This is a genomic window from Nocardia sp. NPDC050408 (assembly GCF_044458905.1).
GTDB lineage: Bacteria > Actinomycetota > Actinomycetes > Mycobacteriales > Mycobacteriaceae > Nocardia.
Map to the genome: position 1 here is coordinate 22,197 of NZ_JBITIL010000015.1, position 25,671 is coordinate 47,867.

Below are 25,671 nucleotides of genomic sequence, written 5' to 3' on the forward strand. Positions count from 1 at the left end.
TGCGGTTGCGGTGCTTGGTTGGCGAATGGTTCGGCCGGGGATCGCGGTGGCAGGTGCGCTCAGGAGTTGGTGGTCGGATGGTGCGGTTGCGGTGCTTGGTTGGCGAATGGTTCGGCCGGGGATCGCGGTGGCAGGTGCGCTCAGGAGTTGGTGGTCGGATGGTGCGGTTGCGGTGCTGGGTTGGCGAGCGGTTCGGCCGGTGATCGCGGTGGTAGTCCGCTCGAGAATTGGTAGTCGGATGGTGCGGTTGCCGTGCTTGGTCGGCGAACGGTCCGGTCGATGATCGCGGGATTGGTGTGTCTGGCGGTGGGGGTTTTGCTGGTACCGCCGCCGAGTTGCCGTCGTCGGTTCGTCAGGTTGTTCGCGGCGTCAGGTGATGCTCGGAAGTTTGGGCGGGGCAGTGGGTTTCGGGTGGCGTTCGGCGTTGTCATCGTCGGGGCGTTGGCTGTCGGTGTCGGTCTGCTGGTTGCTGTGGTGTTGGTTGGGGCAACCGTCGGTATTCGGGTGCGACGGGCTAGCCGGGAGCGGCGGCACAGTGCAGAGTGCGCCTATCTGTTGGATGCGCTCGAGGCCGTGATCGGGGAGCTGCGGGTGGGTGCGCATCCGAGTGCGGCGGCGGCTGCTGCCGCGCAGGAGTCGCGCGGGGCGGCCGCACGTGCCTTCGCGGTGAGCTCGGCGCGCAGCAGGCTCGGCGGCTCCGGCGCGGACGGGTTGCGCGATCCTCATTCCATCGTCGATGCCGAACTCGCCAGGATCGCTGACGCCTGGCAGGTCGCCGAGCACCACGGTCTGGCCCTCGCGGAACTACTCTCCGCTGCTCGCACCGACTTGTTGGGGCGCATTCGCTTTCGCACGCGCACCACTGCATCACTGGCCGGTGCGCGCGCCACTGCGGCGGTCCTGGCGGGTCTGCCGCTCCTGGGTATCGGCCTCGGCCAATTGATGGGTGCTGCTCCGCTGCACGTATTGCTGAGCCCGGGCGCCGGAACCGTACTGCTGCCACTCGGTGCGGCACTGGGGTGCGCTGGCTTGCTGTGGGCCGACGCGATCACGCGAAAGGTCTTCGTATGAAACGAATCTGCTGGTTGTCCACACATGCGAAAGGGTGGGGAATGGCTGGAATTATCAGTGCGCCAGTGCTTTTGCTCGCGATGGCATTGATAGTGCTACCCGGTCGAGTTACGGTGAATCGGCGATTGCGGGCGCTACGGGAGGTGGGCACGCAGCCGGCCGCCCCGGCATCTCCGCGCGGCCCCAATAGCGACCCGCTGGCCGTGGCCTCGGTATTCGACCTGTTGGCCGCCTGCCTGCGAGCCGGGCTGCCGATGGCATCCGCAGCCCGCGCTGTGGCACCCAGCGCACCGCCTGCCCTCGGCGCGGCATTGAGTAAAGCAGCCGACCTGCTGGCACTTGGCGCGGACGCGGCAACCGCCTGGGACCAGGTGGCCCGCGACGGCACAGACCAACCTGGCGCCGAAGAGGTCGACGCACTGGCACGCATGGCGCGTCGCTCCGCCCGTTCCGGCGCCTCACTCGCCACCGCCGTCGGCGAACTGGCCGAACAGCACCGCAGCGGCGTCGAAGACGCGGCCGCCGCCCGCGCTGAACGCGCCGGAGTCCTGATCGGCGGCCCCCTAGGCCTCTGCTTCCTCCCAGCCTTCGTCTGCCTCGGCATCGTTCCCGTAGTAATCGGCCTCGCCAGCCGCGTCCTCGGGGGTGGACTGCTGTGAAAACCGCATGGCACGGAAGCACCGCATCACCAGTGACGAGCGCGCGAACGACCGAGCTGCGAAAAACAAAGCGAGGCAACGTCGGTCCCGACAATGCTGCTGCTTCGGACAGCACAGCGCGGCACGCTACCGAGCCAAGGACGGTCGCGTGCGATGTCGAATACGACGTTGCTGAGCTGCCGAGTGCTGCCCTCGCGAGGGTTGAGCTGTGCGGTGCGCGGCTGGGGCGTGCGCGGCTGGGGCGAGTGTGGCTGGGGCGAGTGTGGCGGCGCCGATTAGCGACGCGGGGCATCGCTGATTCGGTGCGGGGCGCGCACGGTGCTGTCGAGCGCGGCGTTGTGGAAGGTGGCGTTGAGCTGCCGAATTCTGCGCTCGGGCTATGTGGTGCGGTGCCGGTGCGTGCGCGGCTGGGGCGAGCGTGTGGGCGTCGATTAGCGACGCGGGGCATTGCTGATTCGGTGCGGGGCGCACATGGTGCTGTCGAGCGCGGCGTTGTGGAAGGTGGCGTTGAGCTGCCGAGTGCTGCCCTCGCGATGGTTGAGCTGTGTGGTGCGGTGCTGGTGCGTGCGCGGCAGGGAAGAGCGTGTCGGCGCGGAGTAGCCGCGCCGGCGGGAATGAGAGGGGAAGACGGTGCGAATAGGGATAATGCGGGATCGGGTAGTGCGGCGGCTGGGGGCCGTTGGCATGGAGGTGCGAGCTCGGGTGCTGCGGGTGCTGGTCGTGGACGACGGGATGAGTACGGCGGAGTATGCGATCGGGACTATTGCGGCTGCGGCGTTCGGGGCCGTGCTCTATGGGGTTGTGACTGGGGACAGCATTGTGAACGCGCTGACGAAGATCATCGACAAGGCGTTGAATACCGCGGTGTAGCGGAGAGTAGTTGTCGATTAAACTACTGCGGTACAACGCATCTCGGTGACGATCGGGGTGCGGTGACGGTTGAGGCGGCGATCGCGCTGGCTGCCATCGTGGTTGCGGTGGTGCTGTGCGTCGGTGTCTTGCTCGCGGCGTCGACGCAGGTGCGCTGTGTCGACGCCGCTCGCGAAGCGGCCCGGCTGGCTGCCCGCGGTGATCAAGCGAATGCGGTGTCGGCGGCTCGGCGGGTAGCTCCACCGACCGCCGACATCTCGCTGGGCAGTGAGGGCGACAAGGTAGTCGCGGCGGTCTCCGCCCGCGCGCCTCTACTGCCCTTACTGGTCCTGCACGCCGAGGCCGTCGCTACCCGCGAGCCAGGAGCCGAGCCGTGACCCCCAAGGGCCGCCCAACGGCCACCGACGTGCCACCGGGCACAACACAGATGAAGGACAGCGATGTGTCGCGCCACCGGAGCGCGGCGGTAAGGATGCGCAGTGACCGAGCAGTAGAAGCCGCCCCGCCGAACAGTTCTAGCTGTCGACGAAGCGACCACAGCCAACGCGACATCGTCGACGGGCGAATCGCACGTCCTCACTGCGCCACCGCGGCCAGTCGACTCGACCATGGCTCCAGTGCGTTTGCGCCAGACGGCGCACCAGGACCTGACGTCGCAGTGTGGAGGCGTCGGGACGGCGAGGTCGACCGCGTGTGCCGAGCGTTCGGCTCCAGCAGTCGCCGAGTCGGCAACGGGTGCTGTGTGTTTCCACACGGGCACGGCATTGCGACCACATGGACGCGTTGCCGCTGCGCCATCAGAGCCAGCCGACTCGGCCATCGGTGCAGGGCATTCGGATCAGGCGGCACGCACCGGACTGGCGTCGCGGGGCGACGAACCTGGCGCGGTCGAGTCGACTGCGGGTGCCGAGTCGGCAACGGGCGCTGTGTGTTTCCACCCGGGCACGGCATTGTCGCCACATGGACGCGTTGCCGCTGCGCCATCAGAGCCAGCCGACTCGGCCATCGGTGCAGGGCATTCGGATCAGGCGGCACGCACTCGACTGGCCCCGCCGTGCGACAGACCTGGCACGGTCGAGTCGACTGCGGGTGCCGAGCATTACAAACCGCAGGCGGCCGAGTTGCCGATGCGCGCGGTGTCGTTGCGCGAGTTGGTGGCCGTGGGCACGGCGTCTTTGTGCGGCGGCTCCGGGCGGCCGGTCGAGTCGAGGGGGGTTGCAGCGAGATTGTCTCGGGCAGCGCGCAGTGGCCTCGTTTCGCGCGGTGCGTCCGAGTGGACAACCGCGCCGGCCGAGGGGGCGATGCAATTGCGTCCGGAGGCGAGGACGGCCTCGGTGGAGCGGAGCAGGTCCTCGGAGTGAACGCGGTCGGCGAGGCGCGGCGGGGAGGGCGGGATGAGGGCGTTGCGACGCTGTTCGCCTGTCTAGCGCTGGTCGCGCTGATCGGCGCGACGCTATTGATCGCTCAGGTGGGGGTGGTGGTTGTGGCGCGGCATCGGGCGCAGGCCGCGGCGGATTTGGCGGCATTGGCGGCGGCTGGAGAACTGGCGCGTGGGGCCGATGTCGGCTGTGCGGAAGCGGGGGAGATCGCGCTACGGATGGGAGTGCGGATTCAGCAGTGTGAAGTCGTGCAGTGGGATGCGACCGTCACTGTTGAAAGGAATGTACCAATGGGTCTGTTAGGAAAGCAGACTGTTCGCGCGACTGCGCGTGCGGGACCCAAAGAAGAAGGAGTGTGACCGGTACGTACATGCACTCGCCAGTGGTACTTCACGATGGCGGAATGCGGTAATTGGGATGCTCGAATAAATGCGTCATTGCCTATATTTACTTAGTGCCAAGAAGGCAATCGAATGAATCCGCACGTCGGATGCTAACGCCGTGGCAATACCTCAGTTAACATGAATCTAATCCTCTTTATTCGGCGGGTCGAGACACCCGACACCGCGGGGCGGGCCACGTCGACCGGCGCCGGTAATCCTTGGTGACCACCCGGAAAGTGGACAAGCGATCACATTGGGAGCTCGGCAGCGTCACGAATCGACCCCGGCGCCTGCGCCGGGCCGTTCAGTGGCCTGTATCGGCGTCCAATTCGCCCAGAACCGCGGCCAGCAGGCGGGCCGCACCAGCCTTGTCCAGCGGATGGTTACCATTGCCGCACTTGGGTGACTGCACGCAGGACGGGCACCCGACCGTGCAGGTACACGTCTCGATCACCGCGAGGGTCGCGGACAACCAGCGATGTAGCTGCGCGAACCCACGCTCGGCGAAGCCCGCGCCACCCGGCTGCCCGTCATAGACGAACACCGTCGGCAGTCCTGTATCGGGATGCTCGGCGGTCGAAACGCCGCCGATATCCCACCGGTCACACGTCGCGACCAGCGGCAAAAGGCCGATCGCCGCATGTTCGGCGGCGTGCAGCGCGCCCGGCACCCGCGGTGTAGCCAGGCCTGCCGCGGCCAGCAGTTCAGGGGTCACCGTGTACAGCACCGCGCGGGTCGACAGCGTCTGCTCCGGCATATCCAGCTCGACCAGGTCCAACACCTCGCCCGTGCGCAGCGTGCGTAGATAACCGATCACCTGACTGGTGACGCTGACCTGCGCCAATGCGGTGGTCACCCGACCGTGTCGGCGCTGTTCGGTCACCGCGTCGACCGTGATCGAGGTGATCTGTCTGGCGCTGGTGGTCCAGCCGGGATCGGTGCTGCGCACGAACGCCACGCCGCCCTCGAGATCCAGTTCATCGACCAGGTAGGTATCGCCTTGATGCAGGTGAACGGCCCCTTCGTGCAGCGTTGCCCGAGCTCGCCCGGCGTCGGCGGTGCCGAGCAATCTGCCGGTCTCGCCGTCGACGATGGCAATGGGTGTGCCGATGCCACCGCGCACGTCGACGGCATCATGCGGCTGCGCCTCGGCGGTCGCGAACCAGCGCGCGCTGCCGTCGCGAACCGCGCCGTTCCGGCGTCGAATCAACCCCTGACCTGCGAGATCGGTGAGCACCTCACGCGCACCGAGCGCATCGACCTCATCGTCGGTGAGCGGCAGTTCCAGCGCCGCGCACAGCAATTGCGGGCCCAATACATAGGGATTGTGTGGATCGGTGATGGTGGCCTCGATCGGCTTGTCCAGTAGCGCCTCCGGGTGGTGGACCAGGAAGGTGTCCAGCGGGTCGTCCCTGGCCACCAGCAGCACCAACGACCCCTGCGTGCGCCGCCCCGCGCGCCCGGCCTGCTGCCAGAACGAGGCGACCGTACCCGGAAAACCCGAGATCACGACCGCATCCAACCCCGCGATATCGACCCCGAGTTCCAGCGCATTCGTAGTGGCCGCTCCCAGTAGCGACCCATCCGATAGCGCTACCTCCAGCTCCCGCCGATCCTCCGCGAGATAACCCGCCCGATAAGCGGCGATCCGCTCACTGAGTGCCGGATCGACCTCGGCGAGCAGCCTGCGTGCCTCGATCGCGGTCAGCTCAGCGGCCCGCCGTGACCTGACGAATGCGAGCGTGCGCGCGCCCTCGCATACCAGATCGGCCATGATCCTGGCCGCCTCCGAGCTCGCGGATCGCCGAACGGGTGCACCGTTTTCCCCGGTCAGAGTGGTCAACAGCGGCGGCTCCCATAGTGCGATGGTGCGCGAGCCCTGCGGCGATCCGTCCTCGGTGACTGCTACGCATGGCGCGCCGATCAGCCGGGAGGCGGCGGCCGCGGGCTCTGCCGTGGTCGCAGAGCAGAGGATGAATACGGGGTCCGCACCGTAATGGGCCGCGATGCGCCGCAGCCTGCGCAGCACCAGTGCCACATGCGAACCGAATACGCCCCGGTAGGCATGGCATTCGTCGACCACCACGTAGCGCAGCCTGCGCAGCACTCTGGCCCATCGCTGATGCGAACGCAGCATGCCGACGTGCAGCATGTCGGGATTGGTGAGGATGAAGCGGGCATTCGCGCGCACCCATTGCCTGACCTCGGCCGGTGTGTCGCCGTCGTAAGTGGCCGGATGGACATCCCGCAACGGCCCCTCGTGCGTCAATTCCGCTATTGCCCGCAGTTGGTCGGCGCCCAATGCCTTGGTCGGCGCCAGATAAAGGGCAGTGGCGAGTGGATCTTCGCGCAATGCGGTGAGCACCGGCAGTTGGTAGCCGAGCGATTTCCCGGATGCTGTCCCGGTACTGACGACCACGTGTCGGCCGCTCGCGGCGATGTCGGCGGTTCTCGTCTGATGAGTCCACGGCGCCTCGACTCCGGCGGCCCGCAACGCGGCGACGACATCGGGCGCGGCCCAATCAGGCCAGGTAGTGGTGGCTGCAGGGCGTGCGGCGAGTTCGACGACATGGGTCAGGCGGGTGTCGTCGTCGGGGCCCGCATTCAGGACACGATTCAGCAACGATCGCCCGTAACTTCGGCCGTTGCTGGCCCGTGGCCGACTTACCGGATCGGTCGGATTCACGACTCGAACTCCGCGACACGCACAGAAAGTGTGAAACGTGTGCGCTTGGGAAGCTCCACCTGCCATTTCGATACCAAATAGCGACCTGGGTCACAGCCTGTTTGCCAGACGCTGGCTCGGTTATCCGTAAGCAAACGAACCACAAGTCTGGATTCCGGCATTGTGTCCCTCACCTGCGCATTCGCTAGATCAACTTTTTTGCAAATTGTCGGTAACTCGACTGTTGAATTGCTCGAAGACATGGTTCACTAGTTCCTGGTCGCAAGCTTCTGTGTTCGAGGGACGGATCCAAAGTCCAAACCGTCAGCAGGATCGATGTTGCGAACGCTGTGCTTGGTGCTTTCCTGCAGGGGGAACCAACAGTACAACGGTCGGAACGGACCCGGTGGATGAACCTACTTGTCCGCCGTTCCGGTAAGAAAAGAGAAGGAACAGAATGGCACAGGGAACTGTGAAGTGGTTCAACGCGGAGAAGGGGTTCGGCTTCATCGCGCCCGAGGACGGCTCCGCTGACGTCTTCGTCCACTACTCCGAGATCCAAGGGTCGGGTTTCCGCACCCTCGAGGAGAACCAGAAGGTCGAGTTCGAGGTTGGCCAGGGCACAAAGGGTCCGCAGGCCACCGGAGTTCGCGCGCTCAGCTGAGCGACGCAACGATTCGCTCGTCCCTCACCACCGGTAACGGAGGTGAGGGACGAGCTATATCTGGGGTAAGACAAAAACCGGCGCGTACCTGCGGTGCGGTCGTAGCGCGGCAGGCACTGCATACTGATCACCAGGGACGCAGGTACGCTCTGTGGTTCGAGTCGCAAGCGCTCGGCCACACGTCGCGTCAAGGTATAAACGTGTCTGGTGGCAACGTCCTCCCCGTCGCCGCCGCTTGCCCCAGCCGCGCACAGCGCGAAAAAGCGCAGCGCGGGTCGATAAGGAAAGGTGTATTCGCCGGTGGCAACACGAGACCGCGGTGCAGCCGACCAGGGCCGTCCCCTGCGTCGTCTCGTGATCGTCGAGTCCCCGACAAAGGCTCGAAAAATTGCGCCCTATCTGGGTCGCAATTACACGGTCGAGGCCTCTGTCGGTCATATCCGGGACCTGCCGCGGGGTGCCGCGGACGTTCCCGCCAAGTACAAGGGGCAGTCCTGGGCGCGCCTCGGCGTCGACGTCGACAACGACTTCGAGCCCATCTATGTGGTGAGTCCGGATAAGAAGGCCAAGGTCTCCGAGCTCAAGAGCCTGCTGGCCGATGCCGACGAGCTCTACCTCGCCACCGACCCCGACCGCGAGGGTGAGGCCATCGCCTGGCACCTGTTGGAGACGTTGAAGCCCAAGGTGCCGGTGCGACGCATGGTGTTCCACGAGATCACCGAGCCCGCCATTCTGGCCGCCGCGGCCGATACCCGCGATCTGGACAACGATCTGGTCGACGCGCAGGAAACCCGGCGCATCCTGGACCGGTTGTACGGCTACGAGGTCAGTCCGGTGCTGTGGAAGAAGGTCATGCCGCGGTTGTCGGCGGGCCGGGTGCAGTCGGTCGCGACCAGGGTGATCGTGCAGCGCGAGCGCGAGCGGATGGCATTCCGCTCGGCCGAGTACTGGGATATCGCGGCCAAGCTGGATGCGGGCGGGGAAAACGGCGACGCCACCAATCCGCGCACCTTCGGGGCGCGCCTGGTCAGTGTCGACGGGACCAGGGTGGCAACCGGCCGGGACTTCGGGCCGGACGGGCAGCTCAAGGGCAATGGCGTGGTCGTCCTCGACGAGCCCTATGCCCGCCGCCTCGCCGAGGCGCTCGAGGGCGCCGATCTGGTGGTTTCCTCCGCGGAGGCCAAGCCATATACGCGTAAGCCATACGCGCCGTTCATGACCTCGACCCTGCAGCAGGAGGCGGGCCGCAAGCTGCGGTTCAATGCCGAGCGGACCATGCGGGTCGCGCAGCGGCTATACGAGAACGGCTACATCACTTACATGCGTACCGACTCGACCACGCTGTCGGAGTCGGCGATCGCCGCGGCCAGGTCGCAGGCGACCCAGCTGTACGGCGCGGAATACGTGCACCCGACGCCGCGGCAGTACACCCGCAAAGTGAAGAACGCGCAGGAGGCGCACGAGGCGATTCGTCCGGCGGGCGATACCTTCGCGACCCCGGGTCAGCTGCACGCGCGCTTGGACAATGACGAGTTCCGGCTCTACGAGCTGATCTGGCAGCGCACGGTCGCCTCGCAGATGGCCGATGCCAGGGGCACCACGCTGACGCTGCGGATCACCGGTGTCGCGGGTACCGGCGAGGAATGCGTGTTCTCGGCCTCCGGTCGGACCATCACCTTCCCGGGCTTCCTCAAGGCTTACGTCGAGAGTGTCGACGAGGAGGCGGGCGGTCAGTCCGACGACGCCGAATCCCGGCTGCCCGCGCTCGACGAGGGCGAGCGCGTCACGGCGGTGGAGCTGAATCCCGATGGGCACAGCACGAATCCGCCCGCGCGGTATACCGAGGCCTCGTTGATCAAGACACTCGAAGACCTCGGCATCGGTCGACCTTCGACGTATTCGTCGATCATCAAGACGATTCTCGACCGCGGATATGTGTACAAGCGCGGCAGTGCGCTGGTGCCGTCGTGGGTCGCCTTCGCGGTGGTCGGTCTGCTGGAGGCCTACTTCGGTCGGCTGGTCGACTTCGACTTCACCGCCGCCATGGAGGACGACCTCGATGCCATCGCCGGCGGTCGTGAGCAGCGCGGAAATTGGTTGTCCAGCTTCTATTTCGGTGGCGATCACGGTGTCGAGGGTTCGGTCGCGCGCTCCGGCGGTCTGAAGCGGATGGTCGGTGAGCAGCTCGATGACATCGATGCGCGCGAGGTCAATTCGATCAAGCTGTTCGTCGACGACGAGGGTCGCGACGTTGTGGTTCGGGTCGGTCGATTCGGACCGTATCTGGAGCGGATGGTCGCCAATCCCGATGACCCCGAAGGGGATTCGATATCACAGCGGGCGAATCTGCCCGATGATCTGCCGCCGGACGAGCTGACCGCGCAGGTCGCCGAGAAACTGTTCTCGACACCGCAGGAAGGACGCCTGCTCGGTAAGGATCCGGCGACCGGACACGAAATCGTCGCCAAGGAAGGACGTTTCGGTCCGTACGTCACCGAGATCCTGCCGGAGCCCGCGCCCGAGGACGCGCCCGCGCCCGCGAAGAAGACCGCGAAAAAGGCTGCGGCGCCTAAGCCGCGGACCGGATCGCTGTTCAAAGGTATGGATCTGGCGACGATTACGCTCGACGATGCGTTGAAGTTGTTGTCGCTGCCACGCGTTGTCGGTGCCGACCCGGCCTCCGGTGAGGAGATCACCGCGCAGAACGGACGCTACGGCCCATATCTGAAGAAGGGCACGGATTCTCGTTCGCTGGCCAATGAAGATCAGATCTTCACCGTGACGCTGGACGAGGCGCTCAAGATCTACGCCGAGCCCAAGCGGCGCGGACGCCAGGCCGCCAGTGCCGCGGCGCTGCGCGAACTCGGAAACGATTCGGCGACCGGTAAGCCGATGGTGATCAAGGACGGGCGCTTCGGTCCGTATGTCACCGACGGTGAGACCAATGCCAGCCTGCGCAAGGGCGACGAGGTCGAGTCGATCACCGACGAGCGGGCCTCGGAGCTGCTCGCCGATCGGCGCGCGCGTGGTCCGGTGAAGAAGACGGCGAAGAAGGCGGCGGCGAAGAAGACTCCGGCCAAGAAGGCGACGGCGGCGAAGAAGACCGCAGCGAAGAAAACCACCGCCAAGAAGACGGCCGCGAAGAAGGCCTGACGGTTTCGTCGGTGCCTTGCCGTAGCCTCGCCCCGGTATCGGAGCATCGACCGGGAAGGGGCCGCCATGGCGATCGATCAGGAGCGCGAAGATCTCATCCTCGCGCTCGACAGTCAGCGCGCGCTGTTTCGAATTACCCTGCGGGGTATCGACGAGCAGCAAGCGCGGCAGCGCACGACCGTCAGCGAGTTGACCCTCGGTGGGCTGCTGCACCATGTCGTCAACTGCGAGCGGCACTGGACAAAGGTCATCGTCGAGCGCGATGAGACGGCCGAGCAGGAACTGGCCGAATTCGAGGGTGAGTATCTGATGGCGCCCGACGATACGGTTGCGGGACTGCTGGCCACCTGGGACGAAGTGGCGGAGGCGACCGCGAAGCTGATTCGCACCGATCCGGATCTGAGCACGTCCATCCCGACCCCGACGACACCGTGGACGCCCGACCGCGAGTGGTGGACCGTGCGCTTCACCCTGCTGCACGTGCTGCGCGAGATCACCCACCACAGTGGGCATGCCGACATCATTCGAGAGGCGCTCGACGGCGCGAACACCACTTATCAACGAGTGTGATCGACGGCAGTATGGATGCCATGGACCTCGAGTGGATTCGCCTCGCGGGCTATGAGAACCTGCCGGGTAGTCCGCATCCGTTGGCGGGTGTGCGCGGTTGACTGCGGGACCGGGGTATCGACTGGATGTCGGTTGCCGCCGATGGCATCGGCTGTGGGCCCGACGGTCATTGGCACGGTTGGATCGATATTCGGAGATCCGCGGCGGTGCCGCGCAGGCTCGGATCGCATCCCGATCAGCCGACCGCACGGCTGCTCGGACCGCCACCGGCAGGATGGCGCACGCCGCCGCGGAACGCCGATCAGCTGCGATCGTCACGCTCGGACGGCGCGAGGACGAGCCTGTCGGTGGGGATGGCTAGGGTGTACGGCGTGGCGGGTGTCTTCGATCGGCTGGTTGGGCAGGATGCGGTCGAGTCCGAATTGCGGGCGGCCGCGGTCGCCGCGCGCGGAGGGGCCGGCAATGGTGCGATGACGCATTCGTGGCTGTTCACCGGGCCGCCCGGATCGGGGAGATCCGTTGCGGCGCTGTGTTTTGCGGCCGCGCTGCAGTGCACGGACGAGGGTGCGCCCGGCTGCGGTCGGTGTCATGCGTGCACGACCACGATGGCCGGAACGCACGGCGACGTGCGGCGGGTGATTCCGGAAGGGCTGAGCATCAGCACCAAGGAGATGCGCGAGATCGTGCAGATCGCCTCGCGGCGGCCGAGTACCGGTCGATGGCAGGTGGTGCTGATCGAGGACGCCGACCGGTTGACCGAGGCGGCGGGCAATGTGCTGTTGAAGGTGGTCGAGGAGCCGCCGGAGCGGACAGTATTCCTGCTGTGCGCGCCGTCGGTGGACCCGGAGGACATCTCCGTGACGCTGCGGTCGCGCTGTCGGCATGTGCATCTGGTTACGCCCTCGGTGCCCGCCATCGCGCTGGTGCTGCGAGAGCGCGACAAGCTCGACGAAAAGACCGCCACTTGGGCGGCATCGGTGAGCGGCGGCCACGTCGGGCGAGCTCGACGGCTGGCTACCGATGAGCAGGCGCGTGCTCGCCGGCAGCGGGCGCTGGCGTTGGTGGGTGCGGTTTCCCGGCCCGGTGCCGCTTATACGGCTGCGGATGAATTGGTGAAATCGGCCGATGACGAGGCGAAGCAGATGAGTGCGGCCCGTGACGAGCGCGAGCGCGACGAGTTGGCGACCGCACTCGGCGCGGGTGGCACCGGCAAAGGCGCGGCGGGCGCTACCCGAGGCTCGGCCGGTGTGCTCAAAGACCTGGAGCGCAGGCAGAAATCCCGCGCCACCCGCACCGGCCGCGATGCCCTCGACCGCGCGCTCATCGACGTAGCTGGTGTCTACCGCGATGCTCTCGCTGTCCGCTTCGGCGCCGCCCGCAACGGTTCCGGCGTCACCCTCACCCACCCCGATATGTCCGATCAGATCCACGACCTCGCCGACCGCGTCCGCCCCGAGGGCCTGCTGCGCTCCATCGAAGCCGTCCTCGCCTGCCGCGAGGCCCTCGACCTCAACGTCAAACCCCGTTTCGCGCTCGCCGCCATGGTCGCCACCCTCATCTCCGCCCAATCCGCCTAGCCGATTTCGATCGGCACCCAGCCGTCGCCGCGTTTCACTCGTAATGAAGAGGTCGGGGGATTCGACCCGCCTCAATGCTCGACCGGCAGGTTATGCAGCCGACCGAGAGACCGGCTGGAAGCCGCCGCCGGGTCTGCCGATCGCGCTGCGATGACCTCCCGTTTTCGCGATCCGACCGCCGAGACGATAGACTCGCCACGCCGAAAGGCACGCCGCCTTAGCTCAGTCGGTAGAGCGCTTCACTCGTAATGAAAAGGTCGGGGGTTCGATTCCCCCAGGCGGCTCCAAGTCAGAGGATGTTTTTGGTGGCTTCAGGACCACTGTTCGAGAACCCCGGTGTGCCAACGTTCGGGAGAATTTCCTGTTGAACGCCTGCTTGTTGGCTTCGGATCTTTGGGTTGTGGGTCGCTGAGAGACAGTGAGATTGGTAGCCCGAGCAACACCAGGATTACTGCGGCGATGGCTATCAGCTGGCTGGCGCGAAAGGGATCGCACTGCGCCGATACCCCAGTAGCCGGAGACCGGCAGGCGCGTACCGATGCCGAGTGTGCCCGGGTGCGGCCGGTGAAATTGGCGATCTCGAGCCCCGACACGGTGACTCCGACGATGCCGCGCATGCTCAGCGTGATCCCGAGTGCCACGCACGCCCATGTGCCGTAGCGGACCAAGCGGGCTGGCAGTCACGATGAATCGCACGCTGCGCGTATCGCGCGCCCACAGCGCGGGCCGGGCCGCACCCTGATTCACAGCCGCACGGTACCGGCATTCGATATCGTGTCCTGCATTCAGGATTCTGCCGCAACTTCGATCTGCTGAGACAGCCGAAGGACGTGCATCGACTATGCCTGTTGATCGTCGTGGTTTTCTCAGATGGAGCGGCGTGGCCGTACTAGGTGGTGCGGGGGCGAGTACCGCCACGGTGACCGGGTGCTCGCGCCCGCAGTCGGGCCCAACGAGCAACGCCGACTACACGTTGCACATCGTTCGTAGCCGGATCGAGGTAGCCCCGGGCCGGACGGTGTCGACCACCACCTACAACGGTCAATTCCCCGGCCCGCTGCTCAGATTCACTGAAGGTGAGCAGACCACCATCGATGTCCACAACGACACCGACACCCCTGAGCAACTGCATTGGCACGGGCAACATTTGTCCGTCGATGTCGACGGCTCGGCTGAGGAAGGCACACCGTTCATCCCGGCCCACGGCATGCGCCGCATCGTCTTCACCTGCGGCCCGGCCGGGCTCCGCTTCTATCACACCCACCTGACTCCCGGCGCGGATCTGTCCGGCGGTCAGTACAGCGGCCAAGTCGGCCCGGTCTTCATCGAATCGAAACAGCATCCCGGAGCCTACGATCAGGAGATCTTCCTGACGCTCAAGGAATTCGAACCCGCGCTGAGCCGAGAGGACGACATGCCCGGCGACTTCCTCGCCGGTGAACCCATACCGGAACTGAGTGACCGCGGCGAGGCCGCGATGGCCGCGTCACTTGCGCTGGGCACCGCGCACGGCTACGAGGTCGGCTACCGCACGTTCAGCATCAACGGCCGCGCCCTCGGCCATGGTGACCCGATCCGCGTCGAATCCGGTGAACGGGTCCTGCTCCATGTGCTCAACGGCAGCGCAACCGAAACCCGCAGCCTCGCCCTGCCCGGCCACACCTTCACCGTCATCGCCCTCGACGGCAACCCCGTCCCGAACCCGGCTCAGGTGCCGGTGCTGTGGCTCGGTGCCGCCGAACGCATCTCGGCGATCGTGGAGATGACCAACCCCGGCGTGTGGGTGCTCGGCGACACCGCCGACGACGACCGCGAGAACGGCATGGGCATCGTGGTCGAGTACGCCAACCGCACCGGCGATCCGCAATGGGTCACGCCGCCACCGTTCACCTGGGACTACCGACTGTTCACCACACCCGACCGGACCGCGGCGGTACCGGATCAGGTGATCGACATGCTGATCGACAAACGTAACGCCGCCCGCAACGGGTTCAACGAGTGGACGATCAACGACACTCCATTCTCGATGGCGGCCGGACAGCCCGTCTTCGACCTCGCTCAGGGCAAGCGGTACCGGCTGCACCTGCGCAACGCCACCGACGACATCCACCCCATGCACCTGCACCGGCACACCTTCGAAATCACCCACGCCGCAGGCACACCCACCGCCGGAGTACGCAAGGACGTCGCGATGCTCGGCGGCTATCAGGTGATGGATATCGACTTCACCGCCGACCAGCCCGGCCTGTCGCTGCTGCACTGCCACAGCCAACTGCACATGGACTTCGGGTTCATGGCTCTGCTGCACACCATCTGACCGGACACGGCTACGAAACCTGTTCCGCCGCAACATCGGTCGTTAACGACCTAGCCCGAGCACCGCGGATGATGATCGCGTCGATAGACCAGCGGCCGGGGCCGATCCACAACAGGAATATCAGGCCGCACAGCATCGCGAAATCGGTGCGTGCGTCGTGCGCCATCCCCCAAAAGCCTTGCACGCCTTGGAATCCACCCGGACGCAGCTCGCGTAGCTTGGTCAGCAGGATCGCCAAAATAATGTCGATGAGCAGCGGGATCGCCGCCAGGCGTGTCAGCAACCCAATCACAATCAGTGTGCCGCAAACGATTTCGACCAGACCGTCCAGGTTCGCGAAGAACATCGCGGCGGGGATACCGATCTTGTCGAACCGACCGGGCCCCAGCTTGTCCGGGTACAGAAACTTCTGGATCCCCTCACTGAGGAACACCAACCCGACCGCCACCCGAATACAAACCACCGCGCCTGGCCCATCAGCACCCAGCAGCTCCGCCCACGACCTCCGACTCGATCCAGCCACCGTGACATCGCCTCCCGATATCGCAGATCACCGCCGCGCCGAGCCTACCCACAACCGGTAGCGCTCGGGCTACCGACGTTGGCGGGCCGGACCGTTGATGTCAGGATTCGCGCGGGGGTACCGGGCCTTACCGCCCGATATCCTCATGTCCACCTTCTACTCCGGCTACAGGGATCGATAGCCCCGACCGAGCGAGAGCGGCGAACGGACTCACCCGCTCCGAATGGGACCCTGTCTCCAAACGACCCCTGTTCAAACCCGCCGCCGCGCACATCCGTCTGCTCTGCGTCGACTGTGGATCCGGGTCGGGTGCGCTGGGCCGGGATTGAGCGAATTTCCACTCCGGTGGCCCCAGCCACGCCGTACTCTCGAGTGGCATTGCCTCATGAGAGAGAAACCCACCGGTTACGAATTCAGGAGGTCGACATGCAAATCCAGGACAAGACCGACACCCGCACCTTCGCCATCGATCTAGGCGAGTTCAGGGCGGAAATGGTGCAGGACGTGATGGGTATAAGCCAGCCGTCGGAGGGCACGCTGGGCGAGGTGCAGATCACCCGGGGGCTCGACCGGAGCAAAGCCTTCACCGATTGGATCGAGTGCGCGTTGGTCGACGGCGGCGTGGATTCCCCCAGACAGGACATCACCATCACCGTGATGAACGCTGAAGAAAAGCCTCTCCAGCGGTTTCGCTTGCTTCGCGCTTTCCCGACCAGTTGGACGGAGCCTTCGTTCGACGCTGACAATACGGAGCCAGCGCGTGAGTGCGTCACCGTCGCCTACGAAGAGATGAGATTTGAGCGGTAGAGTCGGCGCGGCTTCTTCTCGCGAGTCCGCCCGGTCGAGACGCGCGTAAGAGCGCCCGACACGCGGTCTCCGTCGCGGCGCTGGAGCGGCCCGCGCTGGTCTACGGCGGGCCGACTCGGCGGCCCCTCATCGGCGAAGGGTTGCCGCCGCGCCGAGCGCGCCGTCGCGGCGAATTCCTCGGCGAGACTGTCGCGCATCCGCATATGCGTGTTGCCAATGAGCTCACCTGCACCGGCGGTTTCGGTTCTGTTTTTGCGGGCACGCCTGGCATAGATCCAACCCGTGAGTGTTCGAGTTCGAGGAGTTGCGGTGACTACTGATGCGATCGTCTTGTTGCGGGAAGACCACAAGGAGATTCGGAAACTGTTCCGTGATTTCGAGAAGGCGGGCGATGGTGCGCACGCCGCGAAGGGACGGTTGGTCGACAAGATCATCGAAGCGTTGACCGTGCACACCTACCTCGAAAACGAGTGCATGTATCCGACGGTGCGCAAGCTCGTGCCCGAACTGGAAGACGACATCCTCGAATCCTATGAAGAGCACCATGTCGCCGATGTTCTCGTGATGGAGTTGGCGGCGATGAAGCCCGAAGATGAACGCTTCACCGCCAAAGTCACCGTTCTGATCGAAAGCGTCGATCATCATATCGATGAGGAAGAGGGAGCCTGGTTCCCGAAGGTGCGAGAGCAGTTGGGGCGCAAGCAGCTTCAGGAGATCGGTGCGCAGATGATCGAGTTGCGGAAGACGGCTCCGCGTTCGCCCGCGCGACCTTCGGCAGTGCAGAAGGTGCTCGATTCGGTGATAGCGTGACCGCCTGGATTCCTGTCGCCGCAGCCGGGGCGGTGGTCACAGCCGGTGGTTGCCGCTGTCGCGTAGCTGGTCGCGTTCTGCGGTAAGTGCGGTGTTTGCGTCTTCGAGGTCGAGGATGCGGGCGATCCCGGCGAGGTTGATCCCTTGCCCGGCAAGAGTGGTGATGCGCGCCAGCCGCACCAGATCGTCGCCACTGTAGCGGCGGGTGCCGCCGGGGCTGCGGGCAGGAGCGATCAGCCCGTGCTGCTCGTACAGGCGCAGCGTTTGTATTCCGATCCCGGCGAGTTCGGCGGCCACCGAAATCGCATACACCGCCTGACCCGATCCGGGCAGGTGCCGGTCGTGTCCACCTAGTGACATTTCGCTCCTCGCTGTCTTCGACTTCAGATTACCTCTCGCAGGTACTTGCACTCTCCTGGGTCGAGTGCTACATAATATCTATGTCAGATGACATAGGTTATCTGGTTTCCCTTCGATCGAGAATGGAGTGAACTGGAGGTGGCGACCATGCTGATGCGCACCGACCCCTTCCGCGATCTGGATCGTTTGACCCAGCAGGTGTTCGGCACGCCGGCCCGCCCGGCGGCGATGCCGATGGACGCCTGGCGCGAGGGTGACGACTTCTTTGTGGAGTTCGATCTGCCCGGCATCGACCCGGATTCGCTGGATCTGGATGTCGAACGCAACGTGGTCACGGTGCGCGCTTCGCGCCCGGAACTCGACCAGGGGCGGTCGATGATCGCCGCCGAACGCACCCGCGGTGTGTTCAGCCGCCAGCTGTTTCTGGGCGAGAACCTCGACACCGACCAGATCCGCGCCGACTACCGCGACGGGGTACTGCGGTTGACGATCCCGGTCGCGGAGAAGGCCAAACCCCGCAAGATCGAGATCGCCCGCGGCGACCACGAACGCCAGGCGATCAACGCCTGACCCGGGCGAAAGCGCTTCGGCGTTGAGCATCGCATCGAGCCGACCGCGAGCGGAGCAGCCCCACCGACTCAATGTGCGGCGGCCCCCCGCCTATGCCGGCGACCCAGCGCAGCCCGCCCGCACCCGGGTTTTCCCGGCATCCGACCAGCCTCGATGAAAGCGAGGTGATGCCCGTACTTACCGCAGGAAAACGTTCTCGCCGGTGGCGGGACGTGCCCGCCGGCCGCGCCGCGAGCACCGACTGACCGGGGATTCCCCGGTCGGCGTGCACAGCCACCGGAGGTGGCACAGCAGGCAGGCACCGTCCCCGCCCCGCGCGGGGCGCGTCACAACAGTCAGTCAGATTCCTTCCGTCGACGGGTGGGCCCGGTCGGCACACTTCCGGGCTCACCCGGCCCCCTTCCACCTGACGATCACGTTCGAGGAAGGAAACCGCGATGCCCACACCCCCGGCAGGCAGCGACCTCGATCGCGCCGAGCAGAACACCCCCGTCCGTGCCAGCGACCCCGACATCGGCCTGGACACCACCACGCTGCACCCACTCGCCGAACGCGTACGCGCCGCCTTCGATTCCGCCGCGATGTACGACCGGATCGACCAAGCCTGGTTCACCCCGCCCGACACCGACGACGACTACGACTGCCTCGCTACTGATCACCGTGCCCGGTAAGAGCCTCTACCGGCCCGTTGTGAAAGACGATCGCCTGTGAACACCGAAACACCCACCAGCACATCGACATCCACATCGGCCACTGGTCACGACGCGGACATCGTGCGATGGCCCGACCCCAGCCCTTTGCAAAAATGGTGGACCGAGGTCATGGACGGCGCCTTGATGCCCTCATCCCGCCCCGCCGTCTGACCGCGGCCCGCCGCCAGGCTTTTCGGTTCGAAATCGCTTGTTCGTTCGGCGTGGTCACATTGTCGACGGATATGCCCAGCGTCATCCAGGATCGTCGCCGCGGAAGCTGCGTGCCATCACATCGTCAGGGTGCCTAGGCATCGCGAACCCGCTGCCACTCACTCGTGCCCGACGGTCTGCGGCGGGGCTTGAATGCGCGGCGACCGCAGGTTATGTCGGGCCGCCGCCGACCCGACCGGCCCCCGGGTGCCGGTACGGGGCGATGCCGATGTGGGCGTCGGATAGTAGTTCGGCCAGGCCGACTTCCAAGTGTTCGGCGGTCCTCCGCAGACCGATCGCTACTGTCCGCGCGGGGGTGTCCGCGCTGCTTTCTAGTCGGATCGGGGCGGTGGCCATCCCGTCGATATCGATGCGACAGATGTATGCCGAATCCTCCGCCGACTGGTCTGGGCAGGGCCTCCCGATCGTGATGAGGACCCGCTTGCCACCCACGGCGAGGGTTCTGGTGGCCAAGACCGAACCGCTCCCGGAAGTCATAGCGCCACACTATGGCGGTTCGGCGGATTGCCAGCTATTCGACAGCGTGGCGACACGCCCGAGCGTCAGCAGCGCCTAGTGCTGGGCCTCGTCCACGATCCAGGTGGCGATCTGGGTGCGGGAGGTGAAGCCGAGTTTGCTCAGGATGTGTTCGACGTGGTGCTGTGCGGTGCGTTGGGAGAGCACGAGTTTCGCGGCGATCTGTTTATTGGTGAGTCCTTGGGCAACGAGGAGCGCAACCTCCCGCTCACGCTTGGTCAATGCCATGCCGGAATCGTGTGCGGTGGCGGGCGGCAGTTCCCCCAGGGCGTAGGACACCGCGGCGCTCAACCCCATGGCCTGGCCGCGCCGGAAGGCGGCATCGAATCTTCGGTCGCCGAGCCTGCGGCGGGTGATGCGGTCGCATTCGTCGTGATAGGGGGATAGCTCGTTGAAGAAGGTCGCGACACCTGTGGCGGAGCGCAACAGGGCTTCGGCGGCACCCATCAGAATGGCCGAGCGTTCACCATTGCCGGCGGTCCAGGCCAGTGCCTCGATATCGGGCGCCGCGACGAGGGGGCTGGGTATGTGTCGGCTGACTCGCAGCGATTCCAGCAGCACTTCTTCTACGTGCGAACGCTCGCCCTGCTGCCATGCGGACATGCCGATCGCCCACAGCGTGCTCGACCGGAACAGCGATTCGCCGCACGCTTCGGTGATGGAAAGTAGCTGCTCGCGATATTCGATCGATCGCTTTGTATCTCCCCGGAGTGCGCATGCCCAACCGAGTATGGACAACGCGGAGATGTACAGATGTCCTCTCTTATTCGATTCGAATATCGCGAGGGTGGGCTCGACCAGCGAGTCTGCCCGATCGTGTGCACCCCGATACAGCGCCAGGGTTCCCTCGGCGAATGCGGCCAGCGCCTTGGTGGTGGGAGCGGGGTCCTGTTCGGCCAGTGTGCATGCCTGTTCCACGATGACGGCCGCGCGCTCCAGGTTCCCCTGTACCGCCGCCATGATCGTGCTCGTCTGTAGTGCTTTGACGCGATCGGGTATCGAGTGCGCGTCGGGGTGGGACAAGGTGCGGTCGAGCCAGCGTCGGCCTTCGCCGTACTGGCCGCGAAAGCTCCAGAACAGGTAGAGGGCGGCGGCGGTGCGCAACCCGGCCTCGGCCGACTCCGAGCTCGCATCGGACACGCAGAACTCCAGCGCCTCCCGCAGATTCGGTTGTTCGCGGTCGAGCCGCGCGAGCAAATCGAGTTGCCGGTCGCTGATCCACCCTGCCTCCGTGTCCACGGCCAATCGCTCGTACCAGTCGCGGTGTCCTCGACGCAGCTCCCGGTATTCGCCGGTCTCCTGCAGCTTCTCCCGACCGTAGTCGCGCATGGTCTCGAGCATCCGGAAGCGCACGAGGCCATCCGGCTCCTCCCGAATCACAATCGACTTGTCCACCAGCGAGGACAGCACATCGAGCAGCGTCCCGGCCGCGAGGTCGGCACCGCACACCTGCTCGGCGGCGTCGAGTTCGAAGCCGCCGGCGAATACCGATAGCCGGGCCCACATTCGCTGCTCGGGCGGCGTGCACAGCTGGTAGCTCCAGTCGATGCACCACCGCAGCGTCTGCTGTCGGGTCGGCGCGGTGCGGCTACTGCGGGTGAGCAGCGCGTACCGGTCGGTGAGCCGCTGCAGGATCTGCTCCGGCGACATCGCGCGCATCCGCGCCGCCGCGAGTTCGATCGCCAGTGGCAATCCGTCCAGTCGGGAACAGATCCGGGCGACGGTGGTCTTGTTGTCCTCAGAGAGTTCGAATCCCGGCACCACCGCCGCGGCGCGGTCGGCGAACAGGGTCACGGCGTCGTATTTGGGCAGTCCACGCAACGGCGGCTCGAGGTCCGGATCCGGGACGGCCAACGGCAGCACGCGCACCGTCGCTTCCCCGGCGATATCCAGCGGCTCGCGGCTGGTGACGAGAATCCGCAGATTCGGACAGGCCAGCAGCAACGTCTCGACCAGCTCCGCCGAAGCCGCGATCACTTGTTCGCAGTTGTCGAGTACCAGCAGCATTTCCCGCGAGCTAAGGAATTGGATCAGCACGTCGAGCAATGGCTGGTCGGACTGGTCGATCAGGCCGAGGGTGGCCGCCACGATCTCGACCAGCATCGACGGGTCGTGCACATCGGCCAGTTCGACAACCCAGACGCCATCGGCGAAATCGCGTCGAGCGTTCGCCGCCGCGCGCAGCGCCAAGCGGGTCTTCCCGACGCCACCGATCCCGGCCAACGTCACGAGTCGGCACGTGGCCAACAGATTCTTCACCTCCGCCGTCTCGGCGCGGCGGTCGACGAAACTGGTCAGCTCCAGCGGCAGCACGCCGGTGCGGCCTCCCGTTATAGGTGGCTGGGCCCATACCCGGACTGGTGCGGCGTCCTCGAACCCGGACGCGCTCGAATCAGCCGTGACGGGTGTGGTCGCGTCGCGGCGGGTCCGGAGTGGATCATCCGTTGTCATCAGCGGCGGGCAATCCACTCGGCATGTGCGCGAGCACCGGGCGCCATGCGCTCACCTTTCGACAATGCCCAGCGTATCGCCAACGAAGGTGAACGGATCGCGAGTTGTGGCTATATCAGGCGCTACCGGCGGGGAGTGCGGCAGGACTCATCTGCCACGCCTGTGTCAGGGCGTCCTTCAGCTGGCGCTTCAGCCCCCGCACATTGACGCTATCGGTCCGTCGCGGGTCCAGCGCCTCTTCCAGCATGTGCAGAAACCGTCGACGGGTCACACCGAAGGTCACCAGCAGTTCCCCGGCGGAGGCCCCGCCGAACGGTGCCCATCGGATCGCAAAGCTGATCAGGGATTTCGCCGCCGTGTCGACTGCCTTCGCGCCCTCCATGAGTTCACACTGGCGCAGCGATGTCCGCACCCACCACGCGTCGAAGCGATGCTCGACCTCGCGAGGATGTGTCGAGCGCACATCGATCGAAGCATTCGCACGCTGTGGCGCGGGTCGGACGCCGCCATCCGAATGAGGCTCCGCCGGGCAGACAGCGAATACCGGGAAACGATCCACCCGAGGATGGGGCTCGAATCGCACCCGGACCGGCTGATCCGAAACCGGTGCGACCTCTCCTTCGATCGTCGCGTACACCCATGGGCCCTCGTCGAGTTCCACGATGGCGATCGTCAACGGCACCACCTGGGCGTGCGGACGGCTCACAGTTCGGTGTACGAGCCGCCACGACACGACCGATCCGAGACCCGACGACGGCGACCATTCGAGATCCCAGGACCCACACGACGAACATTCGGCGGTCAGCGGCGGAAACAACTTGTTACAGGGCCCGCAGCGCCGAATCATCATGGTGTTTTCGGCCCCGATGGGCTTGTTGCTGGACTCGTATTTGTGCTCGGACATGGGAACCTCGGTGTGATAGCCATGAATGCTGTCCTCACCGAGCGTCCCGTCCGCGACGGCTGAATACGACGGTAGAATTACCCGGGGTATACCCATTTTTGCCGAGCGGTCCATCCCGACCGACATCGTTTGCCCAGGTCGAGCGTTATCGCACTCGGTGCGCCCGCGCCGTCCATGCGGCTATCTGTGCCCGGGACGAGTAGCCGAGTTTGCACAGGATGTTCTCCAGATGCCGGTCGATGGTGCGCGGCGACAGCACCAGCCGTTCGGCGATCTGCCGGTTGCTCAGACCCTGTGCGACGAACTCGGCCACTTGCCGCTCACGGGTTGTGAGCTCGGTGTTCTGCTGCTCGTCCGGCTCCTGCGCGGTCTGGTTGGGATCGAGTGCGTAGCCGATCGCCTGGGCGTGGTCCAGCGCCGCACCGCGCGCTGTTTCCGCGCGCTGCTCCGCCTGCCGCAGCGACTGGGTGAGAGTGCGCTCGCAGGCCGAGTGCTGTGCGCCCAGCTGTGGTCCGAACGCCGTGATCGAGGTGCCGATGCGTCGCCAGACCGATCCGACCGCGCCCATCAGTCGCGCCGCATGCCGGTATTCGCCGCGGGCGGCGGCGATCCAAGCCAGCAACTCCATCATCAGCGCCGCGCCCACGTGGTCATTGAATTCGCGCTGGATCTCCAATGCGGCGCGCGTCGACTCGACCGCCGTGCCGTAGTCCCCACGGACGTACTGGTCGTGGCCGAGGGCCCAGAGTGAATAGGATTTGGTCCACCGCTCATCCTGCTGGTCGGCCAGTTCGATGCCGCGGCGGGCCGTCGCGCCCGCGCTGCGGTCACCGGCGTGTGCCTGTGCCATGGCGAGTTGGAACAGGGTCATGCAGACCACGTCGTCATCGTCGGAGTAGTCCGCGACGGTCTTCTCGAAGGCCGCGATGGCCGGTGCGAGACGTCCAGGGAACGCTTCCGCCGTGCCGCGCAGACAGCTCACCCAGCCCAGCGAGTGGCGGTCACCCATCGCTGCCGCACCCGCCGCGCATTCGTCGAGCGCCTCGGTGGCCGCTTCGGTGTCGCCGAGCAGCAGCCGCACCCATCCCGCCACCCACAGCGCCGAGACCCGCTCCGGGCAGACGTCATCGGCGACGCGCAGCGCTCTATCGGTCCACCGGCGTCCCTCACCGAGGAACCCGTCGGCGCACCAGTGATAGCGCAGTGCGGTGACCAGTGCCAATGCCTCGCGGGCTGCGGTCGGTGTGCTCGTGGCCCAGTCCAGCGCCGCTTGGAGATTGTCGAACTCGGTGCGCAACTCGGCCAGACCGGCCGCTTGGCCTGGCCCGTTCCAGGCTCCGGCGATCCGCTCGGCGAGCGTGAGGTAATGGTCGCAATGCCGCTTGCACACGGAGTCGGTCGCGTCCCGCTCGGTCAGCCGTTGCCAGCCGTATTCACGGATCGTTTCCAGCATCCGATACCGCGGCGGGCCGTCGGTCGGCACCGGCGCCAGGATCGACTGTGCGACCAGGTGGTCGATCAGGTCCAGAATGCGTTCACGCGGCAGGTCGGGACCGGCGCATACGCCCTCGGCCGCGGCGAGGGTGAATCCGCCGCTGAATACCGACAACCGCGCCCACAGCAGCTGTTCGGTCGGCAGGCACAGCTCGTAGCTCCAGTCGATCAGCGCCCGCAGCGTTCGCTGCCGCGGTACAGCGGCTCGGATAGAGCCGGCCAACAGCACGAACCGATCCTCGAGTCGGTCCAGCACCGCGGACAGCGACAGTGACCGCAGCCGGGCCGCGGCGAGCTCGATCGCGAGCGGAATCCCGTCCAGACGCTCGCAGACCCGCGCCACCACATCCGCGTCACGTTCGGTCAGGGTCAAGTCCGGGCGCACTGCCCGAGCGCGCTCTACCAGCATCGCCGGCGCATCGTAGGCGGCCAGCGCGCCGAGCGTCACCGGATCGTACGGGCTCGGCATCGACAGCGTCGGAACCGTGTATACGTGCTCGCCCGCGACGCCCAGCAACTCGCGACTGGTGGTCATAATGCGCAGGCCGGCACAGGATCGCAGTAGCAGATTGCAGAGCGCGCTGCACGCGTCGACCAGGTGTTCGCAGTTGTCCAGCACTATCAACGCCTGCAGATCGGCCAGGTGCTCGACGAGCTGTTCCTCGATGGTCCGGTTCGATACGTCCACGATCGCCAGGCTGGTCAGCACCGTTCGCGCCACCAAATCGGGATCGCCGACGGCGGACAGATCCACCAGCCATACCCCGTCCGGGAACGACCGGCCGGAAATGGCTGCGACCTCGCTGGCGAGCCGAGTTTTCCCGACTCCGCCCACACCGGTGAGCGTGACCAACCGTGCCGTCGCGAGCAGCTCCCGGACCTCGCGGATCTCCCGTTGCCGTCCGACGAAACTTGTCACCGCGAATGGCAGGTTACCGACCACGCGAGTGGGCCTACTTCGCCCCATGAGACCCAATCTAGCCGTGCCCGGGGCGGTGCGAGGGC

Annotated in this window: 22 protein-coding genes and 1 tRNA gene; 16 read left to right on the plus strand and 7 right to left on the minus strand. The window is 66.0% G+C overall.

What is annotated here, in order from left to right:
- Window positions 1–279 precede the first annotated feature (279 nt).
- The 5 genes from ACIBJI_RS31430 to ACIBJI_RS31450 all read left to right on the plus strand — a co-directional run bounded on the left by ACIBJI_RS31430 (window position 280) and on the right by ACIBJI_RS31450 (window position 4,338).
- Window positions 280–1,071: a hypothetical protein gene (locus ACIBJI_RS31430; protein ID WP_364354122.1), complete on the plus strand. Its 792-nt coding sequence runs from the start codon at window positions 280–282 to the stop codon at window positions 1,069–1,071.
- Between the two features lie 41 nt (window positions 1,072–1,112).
- A complete protein-coding gene (locus ACIBJI_RS31435; RefSeq protein ID WP_364354119.1) occupies window positions 1,113–1,730 on the plus strand; it encodes a type II secretion system F family protein in 618 nt (205 codons plus the stop codon).
- Between the two features lie 684 nt (window positions 1,731–2,414).
- On the plus strand, window positions 2,415–2,600 hold the full coding sequence (locus ACIBJI_RS31440) for a DUF4244 domain-containing protein (protein ID WP_364354254.1): 186 nt from the start codon (window positions 2,415–2,417) through the stop codon (window positions 2,598–2,600).
- Window positions 2,601–2,662: 62 nt separating this feature from the next.
- Window positions 2,663–2,977, plus strand: a complete 315-nt coding sequence (locus tag ACIBJI_RS31445) for a TadE family type IV pilus minor pilin (protein WP_364354116.1) — start codon at window positions 2,663–2,665, stop codon at window positions 2,975–2,977.
- Between the two features lie 980 nt (window positions 2,978–3,957).
- The gene (locus ACIBJI_RS31450; protein WP_364354113.1) at window positions 3,958–4,338 is read left to right on the plus strand and encodes an Rv3654c family TadE-like protein; all 381 of its coding nucleotides are present in this window, start codon (window positions 3,958–3,960) and stop codon (window positions 4,336–4,338) included.
- A gap of 328 nt (window positions 4,339–4,666) precedes the next feature.
- Here the strand turns inward: ACIBJI_RS31450 and ACIBJI_RS31455 are convergent, their stop codons facing one another.
- Window positions 4,667–6,985, minus strand: coding sequence for a DEAD/DEAH box helicase (locus tag ACIBJI_RS31455; RefSeq protein WP_397086999.1), 2,319 nt, complete (start codon window positions 6,983–6,985; stop codon window positions 4,667–4,669).
- A 499-nt stretch (window positions 6,986–7,484) separates the two neighbouring features.
- Here ACIBJI_RS31455 and ACIBJI_RS31460 point away from each other — a divergent pair, with 499 nt between their 5' ends.
- From ACIBJI_RS31460 to ACIBJI_RS31490, 7 genes are all read left to right on the plus strand, one after another.
- Window positions 7,485–7,691, plus strand: coding sequence for a cold-shock protein (locus tag ACIBJI_RS31460; protein WP_011206895.1), 207 nt, complete (start codon window positions 7,485–7,487; stop codon window positions 7,689–7,691).
- Window positions 7,692–8,045: 354 nt separating this feature from the next.
- Window positions 8,046–10,844: a type I DNA topoisomerase gene (gene topA / locus ACIBJI_RS31465; RefSeq protein WP_397087080.1), complete on the plus strand. Its 2,799-nt coding sequence runs from the start codon at window positions 8,046–8,048 to the stop codon at window positions 10,842–10,844.
- 66 nt (window positions 10,845–10,910) lie between these two features.
- Entirely contained in the window at window positions 10,911–11,414 is a 504-nt protein-coding gene (locus tag ACIBJI_RS31470; RefSeq protein WP_364354107.1) for a DUF664 domain-containing protein, read from the plus strand.
- 353 nt (window positions 11,415–11,767) lie between these two features.
- A complete protein-coding gene (locus ACIBJI_RS31475) occupies window positions 11,768–12,991 on the plus strand; it encodes a DNA polymerase III subunit delta' (RefSeq protein WP_397087082.1) in 1,224 nt (407 codons plus the stop codon).
- A gap of 211 nt (window positions 12,992–13,202) precedes the next feature.
- Window positions 13,203–13,278: transfer RNA gene (locus tag ACIBJI_RS31480), tRNA-Thr, on the plus strand.
- Window positions 13,279–13,450: 172 nt separating this feature from the next.
- The gene (locus ACIBJI_RS31485) at window positions 13,451–13,651 is read left to right on the plus strand and encodes a hypothetical protein (protein WP_397087001.1); all 201 of its coding nucleotides are present in this window, start codon (window positions 13,451–13,453) and stop codon (window positions 13,649–13,651) included.
- Window positions 13,652–13,832: 181 nt separating this feature from the next.
- The gene (locus tag ACIBJI_RS31490) at window positions 13,833–15,308 is read left to right on the plus strand and encodes a multicopper oxidase domain-containing protein (protein WP_364354098.1); all 1,476 of its coding nucleotides are present in this window, start codon (window positions 13,833–13,835) and stop codon (window positions 15,306–15,308) included.
- A gap of 10 nt (window positions 15,309–15,318) precedes the next feature.
- Here the strand turns inward: ACIBJI_RS31490 and ACIBJI_RS31495 are convergent, their stop codons facing one another.
- The gene (locus tag ACIBJI_RS31495; protein ID WP_364354248.1) at window positions 15,319–15,795 is read right to left on the minus strand and encodes a DoxX family protein; all 477 of its coding nucleotides are present in this window, start codon (window positions 15,793–15,795) and stop codon (window positions 15,319–15,321) included.
- A 462-nt stretch (window positions 15,796–16,257) separates the two neighbouring features.
- Between ACIBJI_RS31495 and ACIBJI_RS31500 the strand changes: the two genes are divergently transcribed.
- Both ACIBJI_RS31500 and ACIBJI_RS31505 read left to right on the plus strand, forming a co-directional pair.
- Entirely contained in the window at window positions 16,258–16,638 is a 381-nt protein-coding gene (locus ACIBJI_RS31500) for a phage tail protein (RefSeq protein ID WP_364354095.1), read from the plus strand.
- A gap of 309 nt (window positions 16,639–16,947) precedes the next feature.
- Window positions 16,948–17,448, plus strand: a complete 501-nt coding sequence (locus ACIBJI_RS31505; RefSeq protein WP_397087003.1) for a hemerythrin domain-containing protein — start codon at window positions 16,948–16,950, stop codon at window positions 17,446–17,448.
- 36 nt (window positions 17,449–17,484) lie between these two features.
- Here the strand turns inward: ACIBJI_RS31505 and ACIBJI_RS31510 are convergent, their stop codons facing one another.
- Window positions 17,485–17,808 (minus strand): MerR family transcriptional regulator, encoded by a 324-nt coding sequence (locus tag ACIBJI_RS31510; RefSeq protein ID WP_397087005.1) that lies wholly within the window; start codon window positions 17,806–17,808, stop codon window positions 17,485–17,487.
- A 147-nt stretch (window positions 17,809–17,955) separates the two neighbouring features.
- Here ACIBJI_RS31510 and ACIBJI_RS31515 point away from each other — a divergent pair, with 147 nt between their 5' ends.
- Both ACIBJI_RS31515 and ACIBJI_RS31520 read left to right on the plus strand, forming a co-directional pair.
- A complete protein-coding gene (locus ACIBJI_RS31515) occupies window positions 17,956–18,378 on the plus strand; it encodes an HSP20 family small heat-shock protein (protein WP_364354086.1) in 423 nt (140 codons plus the stop codon).
- Between the two features lie 437 nt (window positions 18,379–18,815).
- A complete protein-coding gene (locus ACIBJI_RS31520) occupies window positions 18,816–19,049 on the plus strand; it encodes a hypothetical protein (RefSeq protein WP_397087007.1) in 234 nt (77 codons plus the stop codon).
- Between the two features lie 402 nt (window positions 19,050–19,451).
- On the opposite strand, the gene ACIBJI_RS31525 is transcribed toward ACIBJI_RS31520, so the two are convergent.
- The 4 genes from ACIBJI_RS31525 to ACIBJI_RS31540 form a co-directional block, all read right to left on the minus strand.
- Complete coding sequence (locus ACIBJI_RS31525) at window positions 19,452–19,778, minus strand: hypothetical protein (RefSeq protein WP_364354080.1); 327 nt, start codon at window positions 19,776–19,778, stop codon at window positions 19,452–19,454.
- A gap of 75 nt (window positions 19,779–19,853) precedes the next feature.
- Window positions 19,854–22,268 carry a LuxR C-terminal-related transcriptional regulator gene (locus ACIBJI_RS31530; protein WP_397087009.1) on the minus strand — a complete coding sequence of 805 codons (2,415 nt, stop codon included), beginning with the start codon at window positions 22,266–22,268 and terminating at the stop codon, window positions 19,854–19,856.
- Between the two features lie 115 nt (window positions 22,269–22,383).
- On the minus strand, window positions 22,384–23,172 hold the full coding sequence (locus tag ACIBJI_RS31535) for a Zn-ribbon domain-containing OB-fold protein (RefSeq protein ID WP_396957794.1): 789 nt from the start codon (window positions 23,170–23,172) through the stop codon (window positions 22,384–22,386).
- A 145-nt stretch (window positions 23,173–23,317) separates the two neighbouring features.
- On the minus strand, window positions 23,318–25,633 hold the full coding sequence (locus ACIBJI_RS31540; RefSeq protein WP_396957792.1) for an ATP-binding protein: 2,316 nt from the start codon (window positions 25,631–25,633) through the stop codon (window positions 23,318–23,320).
- Window positions 25,634–25,671: the final 38 nt, after the last annotated feature.

Bases quoted from the DNA above. Each gene is read 5' to 3' on its own strand.
- ACIBJI_RS31430 (WP_364354122.1), top strand. From the start codon at position 280: ATGATCGCGGGATTGGTGTGTCTGGCGGTGGGGGTTTTGCTGGTACCG.
- ACIBJI_RS31435 (WP_364354119.1), top strand. From the start codon at position 1,113: ATGGCTGGAATTATCAGTGCGCCAGTGCTTTTGCTCGCGATGGCATTG.
- ACIBJI_RS31440 (WP_364354254.1), top strand. From the start codon at position 2,415: ATGGAGGTGCGAGCTCGGGTGCTGCGGGTGCTGGTCGTGGACGACGGG.
- ACIBJI_RS31460 (WP_011206895.1), top strand. From the start codon at position 7,485: ATGGCACAGGGAACTGTGAAGTGGTTCAACGCGGAGAAGGGGTTCGGC.
- ACIBJI_RS31470 (WP_364354107.1), top strand. From the start codon at position 10,911: ATGGCGATCGATCAGGAGCGCGAAGATCTCATCCTCGCGCTCGACAGT.
- ACIBJI_RS31475 (WP_397087082.1), top strand. From the start codon at position 11,768: ATGGCTAGGGTGTACGGCGTGGCGGGTGTCTTCGATCGGCTGGTTGGG.
- ACIBJI_RS31485 (WP_397087001.1), top strand. From the start codon at position 13,451: ATGGCTATCAGCTGGCTGGCGCGAAAGGGATCGCACTGCGCCGATACC.
- ACIBJI_RS31490 (WP_364354098.1), top strand. From the start codon at position 13,833: ATGCCTGTTGATCGTCGTGGTTTTCTCAGATGGAGCGGCGTGGCCGTA.
- ACIBJI_RS31500 (WP_364354095.1), top strand. From the start codon at position 16,258: ATGCAAATCCAGGACAAGACCGACACCCGCACCTTCGCCATCGATCTA.
- ACIBJI_RS31510 (WP_397087005.1), bottom strand. From the start codon at position 17,808: ATGTCACTAGGTGGACACGACCGGCACCTGCCCGGATCGGGTCAGGCG.
- ACIBJI_RS31515 (WP_364354086.1), top strand. From the start codon at position 17,956: ATGCTGATGCGCACCGACCCCTTCCGCGATCTGGATCGTTTGACCCAG.
- ACIBJI_RS31520 (WP_397087007.1), top strand. From the start codon at position 18,816: ATGCCCACACCCCCGGCAGGCAGCGACCTCGATCGCGCCGAGCAGAAC.
- ACIBJI_RS31525 (WP_364354080.1), bottom strand. From the start codon at position 19,778: ATGACTTCCGGGAGCGGTTCGGTCTTGGCCACCAGAACCCTCGCCGTG.
- ACIBJI_RS31530 (WP_397087009.1), bottom strand. From the start codon at position 22,268: ATGACAACGGATGATCCACTCCGGACCCGCCGCGACGCGACCACACCC.
- ACIBJI_RS31535 (WP_396957794.1), bottom strand. From the start codon at position 23,172: ATGTCCGAGCACAAATACGAGTCCAGCAACAAGCCCATCGGGGCCGAA.
- ACIBJI_RS31540 (WP_396957792.1), bottom strand. From the start codon at position 25,633: ATGGGGCGAAGTAGGCCCACTCGCGTGGTCGGTAACCTGCCATTCGCG.